The organism is Candidatus Wallbacteria bacterium (assembly GCA_028687545.1).
GTDB lineage: Bacteria > Muiribacteriota > JAQTZZ01 > JAQTZZ01 > JAQTZZ01 > JAQTZZ01.
Map to the genome: position 1 here is coordinate 1 of JAQTZZ010000003.1, position 15015 is coordinate 15015.

Below are 15015 nucleotides of genomic sequence, written 5' to 3' on the forward strand. Positions count from 1 at the left end.
GTGGTATTGAGTTCCAGTTTTTTATAGGTCCAGGCTTTGATGGCCAGGCCGGCAGCAGTGCCCTGATATTTAACCAGTGATCCTGCATTCAGTGTGGGGTTTGTGTTGACAGTCTCAGATCCTTTCAACTGGAGGGTAGCTCCGTTTGAGACTGTGATGGCAGTCCCTGAAGGAAGGTCGAAACCTGCCAGATTCAAAGCAGCTCCGTTGCTGATGGTCAGAGCTCCGAAAGTGATGTTTGATCCAAGCGTGGTGGTACCGCTGGAGATTGTTGTCAGATTAGCGCCAGGGGTGAAAGTGCCAGCACCTATTATTTTATAAATAAGATTGCCGTCAAAGGCCATATTGCCAGTGCCAAGTGTCAGTGTGCCAGTGGCATTAATGGTCAGATCTTTGTTGAAAGTCATTAATCCACTGCCGTTTGTAAGAGCACCGGAAATGGATACTGTGTCGCTGAAACTGAGAGTGCTGGAATAAGTTGCAGATGTAAGTGTCTGACTGGCTGCAATTGAAGTAGTGCCTGTGACTGTGAGATTGTTGGCATTAGCGCCTGTGCTTAGGGTGCCGAGCGTAACTGTCAGATTTTCTCCAACTGTGGTGACTCCAGGAAGTGTATAAGTAATTGCTGTGGTATTGAGTTCCAGGTTTTTATAGGGCCAGGCTTGGATAGCTTGAGGACTTGAAGAGGTTCCCTGATACTTGACCAGGGATCCTGCGCTCAGGGTGGGAGTAGTGCTGACAGACTCAGGTCCTTTCAGCTGGAGGGTAGCTCCGCTTGAGACTGTCATTGCAGTAGTTGAAGGAAGGTTGAAGCCGGCCAAATCCAGTGTCGCACCGCTGTTGATGGTCAGGGTTTTGAATGTGGTATCAGCGCCAAGTGTCAGTGTTCCGCCAGTCACGATCACAGTGCCGTTGTTGTGAGCGAAACTGGAATTGGTGTTGCTGCTGGTGGCATTGAGATTAGTGGTGGCGCTGGTGGCTGTATAGTTGGCAGTATTGTTGGTCCAGTTGCCTGTAAAAGTATTAATACCACTGCCGCCGTTGAAGGTACCATTGTTGATGAAATCTCCACTGAAAGTCATTAAACCACTGCCTGTGCCAGTGCCGAATGCCCCGGTCGCACCAATCGTGACCGCTGCAAAACTGAAAATCGTAGTTGTGGTGGGTGTTAATGTCCCATCGATAACCGTAGGTCCGCTTACTGTCAATGTAATTCCGGCTGCTGTTGTAAGAGTTTTACCTGAGCCGATAGTCAGACCGACGAGAGCGTTTAATGGTGTGACACCAAGTGTTGGTTCGCTTGTAACTCCTGTTGGAATATCGACGCTGTCCCCAGCCACATCGCCCGGGACACCACTTGGAGACCAGTTTCCTGCAGTGGCCCAGTCGGTAGTGGAACCATTCCAGGTATAAGCAGTAGCTCCAAAACCGATGCCATGCAACACAAAAAGGAAAATAACAGACAGGATTTTTCCGGTCAGAATTATTTTTCTGCTGAAATCATCTGAATATTTATGGGAACAATCTAAATTCTGACTCAGCCGCATTATAACCTCATTACTTTACCAGAAGCAGGAGACATACTTTCTCAGATATCTGTGTCAACCATCGCTGTTTTGCCTTTTCCATTGCTTCAGTTCTGCTCTATATTTATCAATCTTTAAGCTACAGTCAGAATTTCACAGTCAGAAATATTATTTCCTTGAAATTAGTTTCCTATCGTCTCCATCTATCTGTGAAATTAATTTTTTTGGAATTGGTGATGTGTCAATTTGCAGATAGTATTAAATACATATCAATAAGTAACCGGTAATTTGTCTTTGGAAATATAAACTTATTTGTACCAAGTCAGAAATTGACTGTTTAATATTAACGGATTATCCTGACTAAGATGGAACAAAAAATTCTGATCTGCAGTCTGCTTGAATCGCAGAGTGCTGCGGCATCTTATATTGCTATGCAAAGATTTCAGGATTCAGAGTTAGTCCTGACTTCTGTGCCAGGATTTCCTGCTAAAATCCTTGAAATTCTTTCAACTCTTAAAACCAGCAGTCATTTCTTCTTTTTGGGAGCTGAAGTTTTCTACAATCTGAAAGAATTTCAGGCTGTGATAGAGGCAGCAGTAACTTCCGGGCATCAGATAACCTGGTTAAACAACCGCCATGACCTGTCTTTTTTCCAAAGCAGAACCGGACCGAATTTCAGGCTGCTTGAAAATAAGCTCAGTCTGCCTCAAATGATGGCCGAAAAATTCGAAGTCGATTCAGAATCTGTCAGAAAATATCTTGCCTGGCAGGAAAAGAAATCTCAGCTGATTTTTCCGGGTCTTCTGTATTTTACGATTCTCCATTCACATTACAAGAAAGAAAATGATATTGTGGGTCAGCTCGAGCTGTTTGAAAGCCTGCCTGCCTCATTTATCAATCTTGATTTTGTCCACTCCCAGTATCAGATCAACTGCATGAATCTGTTCTTACTGGCCCGTGGCGGATGTTTCTTGAAACTGAAAGAACTAATTCTGAAATACGGAACAAATCAAGGGAACGTCCTGATAAACGGAGAAAAAGGGACTGGAGTTGAAACAGCTGCATTCCTGATCCATTACTGCAGCAGAAGAACAGGACGCCCTTTCCTTGAGATATTCTGTGCTGGTCTGGATGAAGAACAATTGGAAATGGAATTGTTCGGACTGGAAGGTTTCAGTGGGACCCAGAATAAACCTGGAATTTTGGAAAAAGCTAATGGCGGGACAGTGTTTCTGCAGGACATTGATAAAGTTCCTGCCAGGCTTCAGAAAAAAATTCTTGATTTTCTGGATGAACGCAGCTTCCGCAGGGTGGGAGGAGTAAAAAAAATCAATACAGATGTCAGGATCATCAGTTCTGCTGAAAATGCACTTCCCGAAGACTTTGATGGCAATGGGCTGAGACAGGATCTTTATTATGGCATTACTGACACGATTCTTGAAATCCCCTCTCTCAGACAGTCGCCTGACGATATTATTGCAATCGCCGAAGACATCAGTTACAGATTGGCTGAGGAGCTGAAGCTGGACGCAGTTAATTTTGATGAAAATGCCAGGCAGTATTTGACAAGCGGGAAATGGCCGGGGAACATCAGGCAGTTGACCAGACATCTTAAAATGGCATATTTTTCGAATCACTGGAAATGGGAAATGAAAGGTGAAAAGTATGAAGGGCGGCTTCAGAAAACAACCGGTGACTCCAAGGCAGACTTTTCTGAGTATGATCTGAAACTTTCCATGGAGCAGCATAAGCTGGAAATCATCCGCAGATATTATCAGAAGTTCGGATCAAACAAGGCGCAGACAGCCAAGGCCTTGGATATTACACTCAATACTCTGAAATCGGCATTGAAGAAAATCGGCTTATCTTAGGTCAGTCATTATTTTTCCCGCTGGTTTATTGACAATTTTCTAAGCAATGGGTAATTTATTATTGAGCTTTTGCGCCGTAAAGAATAGTATTTTTGAAAGCATCATTACCATGGTAAAGCAAATGCGAGGTATACTTTACGGTGTTAAAGATCAATAAGTCAAGTGGGCGGTTAGCTCAATTGGGAGAGCGCGGCGTTCGCAACGCTGAGGTCGGGAGTTCGAATCTCCTACCGTCCACCATCTTCAGGTTGTTGAAAAACACCCGTCTGCTTCGTTGCCTTCGCCCTGCGCGGCTCATCGTACCATTAGTACGCCTCGCCTTGCGCGGGCTCAAGCGCCTCGCATCCGGGGTTTTTGAACAACCTGATTTTAGATGCAAAGATAATGCGCCTAGCATCTCCACGTTTTTGAACATTCTGATAATAACTACCTATTCAGCGGCTTTCCACGTGGGAAAAAAATCAGAACCAAACTATTAGTCTTTTTTCTGGGTGTGTTTTGTTTTCTGGTGCTGCTTGAACTTGTGCTCAATATTGCCGGAACAGTTTTCCGCAGGGAATATTATGTTCCCCCGAAAGAAACCCTGGGAAAAAAAGTGGTGCTTTGCCTTGGTGATTCGGTCACCTATGGCGCAGGGGTGGAGAGGGGGCAGGATTATCCTTCTAAACTTCAGGGCTTGCTTGGGAATGACTATCTGGTGTTGAATCTTGGAATCCCTGGTGCCAATTCCTCGGATGTATTGCATAAACTGCGGGAGAGCCTGAAAACTTATCGCCCGCAGACAGTAGTGATCCAGGCCGGTCCGGCCAATGCCTGGAATCACAATGGCCTTTCCGAATCAATGGGGGGAGAAAGCTTACTTGTGATTTTTCGGGAAATCCTCGGCTCTCTGAAGACCTACCGTCTAGTCACACTTCTTTCTGGAAACATTCATTCCAGACTGGCCGGGAATCCACCTTCCAGAGAAAGATTTATCCCTGAAGTCACTGAAGAGATCTCTCTGAATCGGGAGAAAACCAGTGAACTTGAAATCATTCAGCCTCCTGTCCTGGAGTTTACCATGGAAGTTTCGCGGAACAGCCTGGATTTCAACCAGTATCATTCCAGATCCTGGGAGCTGATCCATCAGAAACAGTTTTCCAAACTGCTGGTCACAATAGATGCTCCTGATTCCATTTCGGATTCTCTGGAGCTGGGAGCACTCGGTACTGCGCTTCACTGGACAGGCAGTTTCAACGAAGCTTTGTCGGTGTTCGAGACAGGCATCCGTAAATGGCCCGACATTTCAGCTTTTTATATTGGAGCAGCTCTTTCCCTCTGTGAACTGGGAAAATTGAAATCAGCCCAGGAGCTCCTGAAGACTGGAATCGATAAGACCGGGCCTGACATCGGGTATTTTACTGCGATGGGGCACATTTACTTCGCCGCTCATTTGAACATTCAGGCGTTGAGATGGCTGAACGCGGCCCTTACCTATGATCCGCATGACGCAGTCATCTATAAACTGCTCGGGGACATCCACGAGGATCTTGCCCAGCCGGAACGCGCCCGGGAATATTACATGGAAGGGCTTAGAAACAATCCGGATTTCGAGGGTATCTTGTTTGCGCTGGGAAATCTGGCTTCATTGCAGGGAAAAGCATCAGATGCGAAGAGCTGGTACGAAAAGGTGCTGGCAGTAAACCCCGAGAATGCAGTCGCCAGGTCCAGACTGTCAGCAGGCAGTACTGTTGAAACCGCGCTGGAGGAATACGCACTGCGGCATCCAGTGGGTCCTATCGCTTATTTAGATCTGTCCAGGATGGAAATGGTCAAAAACAATCTTCCGGCTGCCCGGGAATGGCTGGAAAAAGCTGTCAGTTCCAATCCCGGGTCTGGTACTGCATATCAGCAGCTCGGAGATACTTTTTTCCAGCAGTATGATTTTGAAGAGGCCAGGCGCTGGTATGAGGAAGGTATCCGCAATGCCCCGGAATTTCCGGGAAACTACTTTGGCATGGGAAATGTGGAAGTGGAAAAGAAGGACTACAGCCGGGTGCTGTGGTGGTTCGAACAGGCATTCCAGAAAGGAGGCAGAAGACTCATCGTGGGAAATGTAGCGCTCAGTGTCCTGCGGATCTGCACTGATTCGCCGGATTCAGCTGAAACGTTCGTGGACTGGTTTGATCGCCAGCTTGGCGGGTTCAGTGATACGTTCGATCTTCAATATTACTACAATAGCGTAGCTGTTCTTTTTCTCGAAAAAGGCCAGCTGGAACGGGCGCTGGTTTACTTCCGTAAAAGCGACAACCGCCAGGCCGTTTCTCTGATAGACAGGCGGATCAGGGAGGGTGCTGCCAACGATTCATACATTCGGTTCATCAGCACCTGGGTTGCAAAAGACCTGGAGAAGTCGGTTGAAATATGCAGGAGCTCAGGGTGCAGTGTGCTTTTTCTGAATTATCCCGACAATGAAAACAAACCGGCCCGGATCGTAGCTGCCAGGCTTGGAGTGGTTTTAGTAGACGCTTATGCTGCATTCATGAAGCTCTGGCTTGCCGGCAAATCCCGGCAGGATTATCTGCTGCCCGATCAGGTGCACTGCACTCCGCTCGGGAATGAATTCATGGCCGGACTGGTGATGGAAAAACTGGGGACATTACCCTGAAATCTGTTTTCTTTGAAGGATCTTTGCAAATTTGTAATCATTATTATATAATGCATCTGTTGAGAATGGTAAATGCCAACAACGGATCAGGTTTCTGGAGGATGGCTATAGTTTTACCGCATCACAGCTGATGATTTCACTGATTAACCCCGTATGCTAATCTATTGATATAAATTAATCCGAAAACCGAGCGACTTCATTATCAGGAGGGTTTCGATGTCTACAAAAAGGTGGACCAAAGAGGAAGAAGATTTTTTAGAACTGAATTTCGAAAAGCTTTCCAATAAGGATCTGGCCGAGAAATTCAATGTTTCTGAGATAGCGATCCAGCGCAAGCTGGCCAGACTTTCCTGTCACCGCCAGAAGCAGAAGAAATGGACCAAGGAAGATGAGATTTTCCTCAAGAAGAATTACATGAAATATTCGGACAAGGAACTTTCGGATCGATTCAGTGTCAGTGAAGTGGCGATCAAGCGCAAACTGCACAGGCTGAAACTTTCCAGAGCCCAGAAACGCAAGGAAAAAGCAGAGACATTCAAAGTCAAGGCAGCTCCGATAGTCAAGATCAAGAACGAGACCACCAGAATCGTGAAAAGCAATGTAGAAGTTTACAACATCGGCAAGAAGAACTATGAGCTTAACCAGAAGATTTTCCACCAGATCTGGAAAGACGAGGGAGTGGTAAAGAATCTTTTCCAGACCAGGGAAGGCAACAGCGCAATGCTGGTCGATTTCAAGCGGATGGGAGAAAAAGTCCTGATTTTCGGAATCAATGACTGAGTATTTAGATGAATAAAATTTTTCTGATCATTTTTTTATGCATACTGGCTTATGGATCCATTTACATGGGGCGGAGGATGTATACCAGCACCAGTGGATTCGTAAATAACGAAAAGAAAGTAATGAATCTTTATGAGAGTGCGCTTGCCGAAAAAAACTCGGGAGATCTGGAGCGTGCGAAAGCAGACCTGGATCAGGCCCTGGAATTCGCTCCTGAGAACAAGAAGATCAACATTCTGCTGGGTGATGTCTATACAGCCATGAACTTCGAAGAAAATGCCGTTGGTTTTTATGAACGCGGCCTTTCCTCGCCTGAAGGCGTGAATTCAGAAGACATCCCGGTGATGTTCACCCTGTCCAGGCAATATGTCAACAACCACAACCTTAAAACCAGATACGGATTCAAGAAGTGCTATTCTGTCGCAATGGAGTGCTACCAGAAAATACTCGGATTTGAACCACAAAACACCAAAGCCATGCTGGGTCTGGGAATCTGCCAGTCCAAACTTGAGGATTATCAGTCTGCAAAAGAGACCCTGGATAAACTTCTCAAGCTCAATCCGGACGCCAAGATAGCAGCGATGGCTCAACAGATCCTGAATGAGCTGAACACTCTTAAAAACCCCACTAAGTAAAATGACTGAAGTATTCACCAACAGAGCCAAGAAAATCCTGTTCAGCGCTCAGGAGGAATCAGCTTTTCTCGGGAAATCTTACGTAGGCCCGGAACATCTCCTGCTGGCGATCGTCAAAGAAGCCGACGACGGGCTGAAGCGCTTGCTTGGAAACTTCAACCTCAGGTACAGCCATCTCAGGGTTGAGATCGAAGCACTCACTGCAAACACCAAGATCAAGGTAGCGGTTCATCGTGATCTGACCCCAGCTGCCAAGCTGGTTTTGCGGAATGCAGTGGAAGAAGCCTACGCTTGTGGAGCCATGCAGGCCGACCTTGAGCATCTGATGATTGCTCTGCTCAAGCTGGATGAGGGTATTATTCCAGTACTTTTTCGTGAGATCAGGATTGAGCGGATCGAGATCATCAACGCCATCTACACCATCTCAAGCAATGACAAATCAGATAAGAAAAACCCGAAACCTTCTTCCATGCTCGACCGTTGCGGCATCAACCTGACAGCGGAGGCGATGGCTCAACGGCTGGACCCTGTGATCGGCCGCAAGACTGAAATCAACCGCATGATCAGGATTCTGGCGCGCCGCTCCAAGAACAACCCTGTGCTGATTGGAGATCCCGGAGTCGGAAAAACGGCAATTGTGGAGGGGCTGGCACAGAAGATCGTGAGTGGAGATGTACCCGAAACCCTTGATGGCAAACAGATTTATCAACTATCTCTTGCTTCACTGATTGCCGGAGCGAAATTCAGGGGAGATTTTGAGGAACGGATAAAAAATCTGATCGATGAGATCAAGAAAGCCGGAAATCTGATCATCTTCATCGACGAAGTCCATATCATAGTTGGTGCCGGAGCTCCGGAGGGTGGCATGGATGCCGCCAATATTCTCAAGCCCGCTCTGGCCAGGGGAGAAATCCAGCTGATCGGAGCAACCACGATTGAAGAATACAGGCGATACATTGAAAAAGATATGGCTCTGGAACGGCGCCTTCAGCCGATTATGGTCGACGAGCCCTCAGTGCGGGAAACGGTCGAAATCCTATTCGGGCTTCGCAGTAGATTCGAGGAATTCCATAAAGTTTCGATTCTGGATGAAGCCCTGGAAAAAGCCGCACAATTCGCCTCGCGCTATCTGACCGACCGGTTCCTTCCGGACAAGGCAATCGACCTGATCGATGAAGCCGCGGCCCAGCTCAAGCTTGACTGCCGCCGTACCCCGGTTGAACTGCGTAAATTGCAGAAAGGACTCGTCTATATTCAGCAGGAAGAGGAAGAGGCCACCAGGGATCAGAAATACGAACTGGCCGCGATGAAACACTGCCAGGCGCTTGAATTGGAACAGAAAATCGAAATTCTTAAAAAGGAACTGATGAAAATCCAGGGCAGCGCACCGCAGCTTACCGCAGAACATGTCGCAGTTGCGGTCTCGGAATGGACCAAGATCCCGGTCCAGAAGCTTTGTGAACGGGAAATGGCGCAGATGCTCAATCTGAAACCAATGCTTTCCAGGGAAATCATCGGACAGGATGAAGCTCTGGATACAATCGCTTCAGCCATCAAGCGTGCCAGGGTGCACCTTTCCAATCCCAACAGACCGCTTGGATCTTTCGTTTTTCTGGGACCATCCGGTGTGGGCAAGACTGAAACCGCCCGGGTGCTGGCTAGAGTTCTGTTCGACTCGGATGATGCACTGATCAGGATCGACATGTCTGAACTGATGGAAAAACATGCAGTCAGCCGCCTGATCGGAGCCCCCCCGGGGTACATTGGCTATGAAAAGGGCGGCCAGCTGACTGAGCAGGTCAGGAGAAAACCGTATTCAGTGATTCTCTTCGATGAGATTGAAAAAGCCCATCCCGATGTATTCAATATTCTCCTGCAGATCCTGGAAGATGGGCGTTTAACCAGCTCCCAGGGGAAGATGGTTAATTTCAAGAATACCATCATCATCATGACATCCAACATCGGGACCAGAAACATCAGCGAGAATTCCAGCATCGGATTCATGGATTTCAGCCGTGACAATCGGAAAGAGCTGGAAAAAACTCTCACTAGAGAGTTGAAGAATCAGCTGAATCCTGAACTGATCAACCGCATTGATGAGATCATCATCTTTAACGCGCTTTCACTTGAAGACATCAGGAAGATAGCAGGAATCCAGTTCGCTGCAGTCCAGAAACGGCTGCTGGAAGAAAACATCAACCTGACTGTCAGCGATAATCTGCTCTCCTATCTTGCCAAACGGGCGCAGTCTGAAAAATATGGTGCGAGGCCACTGCGGAGACTGATGGAGCGGATGATTTGTGATTTTCTGGCTGAGACCATGCTGGAGGGGAACCTCTCCACTGGAGACGAAGTCAAGCTGGAATTCGATCATATAGCTGAAAAAATTCTGATCAAGACCACAGAATGATTCTGACAAACCTGAACGGAAAGAAATTGAACTTACGCCCCAGCGAGATAGAATCATTCCATGACGAATCTGGAATCACGATTCTGACTACCAGGGACAGGAAGACTTATAAAATAAAAGAGGATTCTGAACTGATCGAGCGGATGTTTCTTGAAGAAAGAACCCGCCGCGGATACCGGGGCGGGCTCTAACGGACGATTCCCTTTTTTCTAGCCATTGTTTTCACGGACCCTGTCAAGCATTTCATCCTGCTTGGCTGTGAATTTGCAGGGAAGATGTACTACTTCGTCCTTGTGCATAGTCCAGCAATTGTCGTCTTTCTGGCAGTGCGGGCATTTCATGGCTTACCTCCTCGATACTCGATTAAGAGTCTCTAACAAAATTTTTTAAATGAAATACATTTTGTAGAGACTCTTAATTTCTATCGGAAGAACTGGAAAAAAGTCTAAGGGGTAGTGAAATTTATTTTAAATTAAATTCTGTTTTCTGCCGATTTTTTAGGAGTCATGCCAAAATTTTCTTTTTTTAGAATCCTGCTCCTGCTTCCAGGTATTGCATTGCTCTTCCTGACTATTGATGGAATCGGAGCTTCTCCAGCTGATCCCTTCCGGCAAAATGGCGATCCGAAATGCCTGCAGTTGTTCATATCGCTTTCCAGGCTGAACAGGGCGCTGACTGAACTGAATTCCGCTGAGCGGATGCTGGCCTATCCCGAGCGGAAGCTTACTGAATCACGGAAAATCCGCTATGCGTTCCTGTCGGAAACACAAAAAGAAGTGGACAGCTGCCTGCAAATCTGCCATGAGCTGAAATCCAGGTCTGCCGGTTTCGATGAGCGGATGCTCGAAATCGCCTCACTCTGGAAGGAATGGAAGGCGATCCTGGACAAGCTGATTGACGAATCGGTCGAGAGGGACCGCTTACTGGCTGAAGGCGCCGCGCTCTCAAAACTTACCAGTCTCGATGGCCAGATTGGATCGACTATTGAAGAATCACAGAAAATCTATCTGGTGCTTGTGGAAACCATGGAAAAAGCCGCTGATGCAGCCGAGAGACAACTCCTGAAAGTCGAATCTGACGAGCCTCAGCCAAACCGGACTGGAATTTTTGTTGTTTTCCTCAGCATGCTGGTCCTGGGATATTTTCTGGGCAGAATGAAAAATTACGATGGAGTCTGTCTCTCTGGATTCAGGGATAATCCAACGGATACCCTGCGTGACACTGTGTCAAAAATTATGGTTGCCGTAAATTCTCAAATCGACGGGTTGAATCGCCTGATCGCCAGATGCGATGCCGGTGAAAAACAATAAAAGATGAGACAGGCCAGTGCCTGTCTCATCATTACGGATGCTTAAATCGACAATTAAGGGCGGTTATTTTTTAATCGAGTAAAAGGCTTTCATCCCTGCATATTGAGCACCTTCGCCCAGTTCCTCCTCAATCCTCAGGAGCTGATTGTACTTGCAGATGCGTTCTGAGCGTGAAGCTGAGCCTGACTTGAGCAGCCCGCAGTTAGTGGCTACCGCAAGATCCGCGATTGTGGTGTCTTCTGTTTCGCCGGAGCGGTGTGAGATGACAGCAGTGAAACCGGCTTTTTTTGCCATTTCGATGCAGTCCAGGGTTTCAGTGAGGCTGCCGATCTGGTTGAGCTTGATCAGGACGGAATTGGATGAGCCATCCTTGATGCCCCTGGCCAGTCTCTCGGTATTGGTTACGTAAAGATCGTCACCGATAATCTGGATCTTGTGGCCCATTCTCTCTGTCATCTCTTTCCAGCCCTTCCAGTCGTCCTCTGCCAGGCCGTCTTCGATCGAGATCACAGGATATTTCTTGACCAGACCTTCATAATAGGAAATCAGTTCAGAAGAACTCAGCTTTTTTCCTTCAAGTGTGTATTTCTTGCCGTCGTAAAGGCCTGAGGCTGCCACATCCAGGCCGATGAAGATGTCTTTGCCTTCTTTGTAGCCGGCGGCTTTGATGGCCTTGATGATGTATTCGATGGCTTCGGCATTGCTCTTGAGGTTGGGGGCAAATCCGCCCTCGTCGCCGACCGCTGTGGTGAGTTTTTTTTCGGCCAGCAGCTTCTTCAGGTTATGGAAAGTCTCTGCACTCCAGCGCAGCGCTTCCTTGAAACTCGGGGCTCCGGCCGGAACAACCATGAATTCCTGGATGTCCAGGTTGTTGTCTGCATGGGCACCACCGTTTAAGACGTTCATCATGGGTACAGGCAGTGTCTTGGCATTTACGCCACCCAGGTAACGATAGAGGGGCAGAGCCGAAGTGGAGGCAGCGGCATAGGCGCAGGCCAGCGACACGCCCAGAATGGCGTTGGCGCCCAGTTTGCTCTTATTGCTTGTGCCGTCAAGGTCTAAAAGGATCTGGTCGATCTGAAGCTGGTCGCGGGCATCCAGACCCACGAGCATCGGAGCGATCTTTTCATTCACATTGTCCACAGCCTTTTCCACTCCCTTGCCCAGGTAGCGGTTCGGTTTCTTGTCCCTCAGTTCAAGGGCTTCATGCTCCCCAGTGGAGGCACCAGAGGGGACGCAGGCTTTTCCATAAGTCCCGTCTTCCAGATAGCATTCGACTTCCACGGTAGGATTACCCCGGGAGTCCAGTATTTCGCGGGCAAAGATTTCCTGAATTACGCTCATTGAATTCCTCCTCGATGTGATTCCTGAAATTGTATCCGACAAGTGATGATTTTGGCAAACATTCAGAAACAGAAATTTCAGGGATAAAAGGCAAGTTGAGATTCCAGTCTGATTCGGATAAAATATAATCCCTGAGATACTCAAAAACAAGATTGATTCTTACAATTAGGAGCAGCCATGTCTGTCGGCAAGTCGGTAGCCAGGAAAGATGCACTGGAAAAAGTCAGGGGAACTGAGAAGTTCGTAGCGGACCTCAGGCTTCCAGGAATGCTTTATGCAAAGATGGTGATGAGCTCATCTGCTCATGCTCAGATAAATCTCAAGGGTATCTCCGACCGGAAGCTCCGGAAAAACACGCTCATCCTGACTGCAGCGGACATCCCAGGGAAAAACATCCTGCCTCTGGTTTTTTCGGACATGCCGTTTCTACCGGTAGCTGAAGTTAATTTCCACGGCCAGCCCATAGCCTTGATCGCTGCAGAAGATAAAAATACGCTGATTGATGCAGTCAGGGCTTACAAGGTGGAATACATGCCCCTTCCAGCCGTTCTCTCCATCGAAGACGCTCTGAAGAAGGACGCCCCCAGGGTTTATGGTACAGATAATATTTTCAAATCATACAGGATCGTCAAAGGCAATGCGCACGAAGCTTTCAAGCAAGCTCCTCGGATCGCTGAAGATACCTACCGCACTCCTTATCAGGAGCATGCCTATCTGGAAACACAAGGCATGCTTGCAGTCCCCGACTCTGACGGCAGCATGACTGTCTATGGCTCCATGCAGTGCCCGTTTTACGTGCGGGACGCCGTGGCCTCGATACTGGGGCTGCCGCTCTCCAAGGTGCGGATCATTCAGGCTGCCACAGGTGGAGGATTCGGCGGCAAGGAAGATATCCCTTCGCTGATGGCTGCCTATGCATCGCTGCTCTCGTGGAAATCCGGCAGACCTGTACAGCTTGTGCTCTCGCGAGAAGAAGACCTGATCTTCTCCAGCAAGCGCCACCCGAGCATTACACACTACAGAACCGCTTACGACGAACAGGGGCGGATCAAAGCTGTGATAGTAAAATATTATTTAAACGCGGGAGCCTATGCCACTCTCTCGCCGGTCGTGCTCTGGCGGGGGACAGTGCATGCCGCGGGCCCCTATCGGATTGACAATGTGCTGGTCGAGACATATGCGGTGGCCACTAATCTGGTGCCCTGCGGCGCTTACCGGGGTTTCGGGACGCCGCAGATCCTGTTTGCTCATGAAAGCCAGCTGGACGAGATAGCTCACTCGCTGGGCAGGGATCCTCTGGAAATACGCAGGATCAACCTGATTTCCGAAGGCGATACCACTGCCACAAATCAGAAACTGACGGAATCTGTGGGAGCCAGGGAAACGCTGGAAAAAGCCTTGAAAAGCAGCGGCTACAAACAGAAGATTTTTGAATTTAAGAACAATCCGGGAAAAGAGGAATGGCGAAAAGGCATCGGCTTATCCACTGTTTTTTATGGAGTGGGGCTGGGAGCCGGCGGCAAACACCTGGACCGAAGCGGAGCTTTTGTCCAGCTGAATGCAGACGGCAGCGCAGAAGTGGCTGCAGGCAACACAGAGATGGGGCAGGGATATAAAACCGTAATCGCCCAGATTGCCGCATCGGAACTTGGGATCAGTTACGAGCGGGTCCGGATCCTGGATGTCGATTCCAGCCGCGTCCCTGACTCTGGCCCTACTGTAGCTTCCAGAGCCACATTCATGTCCGGGAACGCTGTGATCGTCGCTTGCCGTGAGCTCAAGACGAGGCTCCTGCCGGCACTTTCGGAAAAATTCTCCACCAGTGTTTCTGCCCCTGATGTTTTGTGGAAAAACGATAAAGTGATTCAGATTGCCACAGGCAGGGAAATTGAGCTGCAGGAGCTCGCGAAATTTGCTCTTTACGAGAAAAAGACCGGCTTGTCGACTGTGGGATGGTATGTTGCTCCCAACACGACCTTTGACAATGAAAACGGGCAGGGAGATGCCTATTTCACATATTCCTATGCCACCAATATTGCGGAAGTGGCTGTAAATCTTAGAACCGGTGAAATTAAAGTGGAGCGGATCACTGCCTGCCATGAGATCGGGAAAGCTATCAATCCTCAGCAGGTTGAAGGCCAGATTCAGGGCGGCACTCTGCAGGGCGCAGGTTACGCCACCTGCGAAGAAATACTGCACGACAATGGTCTGATGAAGACTACCGGCTTTTCAACTTACATCATTCCCACTGTGCTCGATGCTCCTGAAATCGTACCCTTGATTGCTGAAAAACCATACAGCCAGGGTCCATACGGCGGGAAAGGGTTTGGAGAATTACCGCTGATGGGTGTGGCTCCTGCAATCACCAATGCAGTCAGGAATGCTACGGGTGTTAAATTCTGTCAGATACCACTTACTCCTGAGAGAGTTTTTCAGCAACTGAAAGATGCGAACCAAGCCATTTTAAAAACGGCAAAAAAGAATTAGGAGGA

Annotated in this window: 11 protein-coding genes and 1 tRNA gene; 9 read left to right on the forward strand and 3 right to left on the reverse strand. The window is 48.2% G+C overall.

Features of this window, described 5'->3' with window-relative positions; translation table 11 throughout:
- Window positions 1-1547 (reverse strand): hypothetical protein (locus PHW04_01835; protein MDD2714614.1); only part of this gene is annotated, 1547 nt, incomplete at its 3' end.
- Window positions 1548-1891: 344 nt separating this feature from the next.
- Here PHW04_01835 and PHW04_01840 point away from each other — a divergent pair.
- From PHW04_01840 to PHW04_01870, 7 genes are all read left to right on the forward strand, one after another.
- The gene (locus PHW04_01840) at window positions 1892-3397 is read left to right on the forward strand and encodes a sigma 54-interacting transcriptional regulator (GenBank protein MDD2714615.1); all 1506 of its coding nucleotides are present in this window, start codon (window positions 1892-1894) and stop codon (window positions 3395-3397) included.
- A 164-nt stretch (window positions 3398-3561) separates the two neighbouring features.
- A tRNA-Ala gene (locus PHW04_01845) sits at window positions 3562-3637 on the forward strand.
- Window positions 3638-3890: 253 nt separating this feature from the next.
- On the forward strand, window positions 3891-6044 hold the full coding sequence (locus PHW04_01850) for a tetratricopeptide repeat protein (protein MDD2714616.1): 2154 nt from the start codon (window positions 3891-3893) through the stop codon (window positions 6042-6044).
- Window positions 6045-6260: 216 nt separating this feature from the next.
- Entirely contained in the window at window positions 6261-6824 is a 564-nt protein-coding gene (locus PHW04_01855) for a hypothetical protein (protein ID MDD2714617.1), read from the forward strand.
- A gap of 8 nt (window positions 6825-6832) precedes the next feature.
- Complete coding sequence (locus PHW04_01860; protein MDD2714618.1) at window positions 6833-7459, forward strand: tetratricopeptide repeat protein; 627 nt, start codon at window positions 6833-6835, stop codon at window positions 7457-7459.
- Between the two features lies 1 nt (window position 7460).
- On the forward strand, window positions 7461-9869 hold the full coding sequence (locus tag PHW04_01865; protein ID MDD2714619.1) for an ATP-dependent Clp protease ATP-binding subunit: 2409 nt from the start codon (window positions 7461-7463) through the stop codon (window positions 9867-9869).
- Window positions 9866-10060, forward strand: a complete 195-nt coding sequence (locus PHW04_01870; protein MDD2714620.1) for a hypothetical protein — start codon at window positions 9866-9868, stop codon at window positions 10058-10060. Before PHW04_01865 ends, PHW04_01870 begins: the two co-directional genes overlap by 4 nt.
- An 18-nt stretch (window positions 10061-10078) precedes the next feature.
- Here PHW04_01870 and PHW04_01875 read toward each other — a convergent pair whose 3' ends face one another.
- Entirely contained in the window at window positions 10079-10210 is a 132-nt protein-coding gene (locus PHW04_01875) for a hypothetical protein (GenBank protein MDD2714621.1), read from the reverse strand.
- Between the two features lie 165 nt (window positions 10211-10375).
- Between PHW04_01875 and PHW04_01880 the strand changes: the two genes are divergently transcribed.
- Complete coding sequence (locus tag PHW04_01880; GenBank protein ID MDD2714622.1) at window positions 10376-11179, forward strand: hypothetical protein; 804 nt, start codon at window positions 10376-10378, stop codon at window positions 11177-11179.
- 63 nt (window positions 11180-11242) lie between these two features.
- Here the strand turns inward: PHW04_01880 and eno are convergent, their stop codons facing one another.
- Window positions 11243-12523: a phosphopyruvate hydratase gene (gene eno / locus PHW04_01885; protein ID MDD2714623.1), complete on the reverse strand. Its 1281-nt coding sequence runs from the start codon at window positions 12521-12523 to the stop codon at window positions 11243-11245.
- A gap of 177 nt (window positions 12524-12700) precedes the next feature.
- On the opposite strand from eno, the gene PHW04_01890 reads away from it, so the two are divergent.
- Entirely contained in the window at window positions 12701-15010 is a 2310-nt protein-coding gene (locus PHW04_01890) for a xanthine dehydrogenase family protein molybdopterin-binding subunit (protein ID MDD2714624.1), read from the forward strand.
- Window positions 15011-15015 lie beyond the last annotated feature (5 nt).

Excerpts from the sequence above, each read along its gene's own strand:
- PHW04_01840 (MDD2714615.1), top strand. The coding sequence starts at position 1,892 with ATGGAACAAAAAATTCTGATCTGCAGTCTGCTTGAATCGCAGAGTGCT.
- PHW04_01855 (MDD2714617.1), top strand. The coding sequence starts at position 6,261 with ATGTCTACAAAAAGGTGGACCAAAGAGGAAGAAGATTTTTTAGAACTG.
- PHW04_01860 (MDD2714618.1), top strand. The coding sequence starts at position 6,833 with ATGAATAAAATTTTTCTGATCATTTTTTTATGCATACTGGCTTATGGA.
- PHW04_01865 (MDD2714619.1), top strand. The coding sequence starts at position 7,461 with ATGACTGAAGTATTCACCAACAGAGCCAAGAAAATCCTGTTCAGCGCT.
- PHW04_01870 (MDD2714620.1), top strand. The coding sequence starts at position 9,866 with ATGATTCTGACAAACCTGAACGGAAAGAAATTGAACTTACGCCCCAGC.
- PHW04_01875 (MDD2714621.1), bottom strand. The coding sequence starts at position 10,210 with ATGAAATGCCCGCACTGCCAGAAAGACGACAATTGCTGGACTATGCAC.
- PHW04_01880 (MDD2714622.1), top strand. The coding sequence starts at position 10,376 with ATGCCAAAATTTTCTTTTTTTAGAATCCTGCTCCTGCTTCCAGGTATT.
- eno (MDD2714623.1), bottom strand. The coding sequence starts at position 12,523 with ATGAGCGTAATTCAGGAAATCTTTGCCCGCGAAATACTGGACTCCCGG.
- PHW04_01890 (MDD2714624.1), top strand. The coding sequence starts at position 12,701 with ATGTCTGTCGGCAAGTCGGTAGCCAGGAAAGATGCACTGGAAAAAGTC.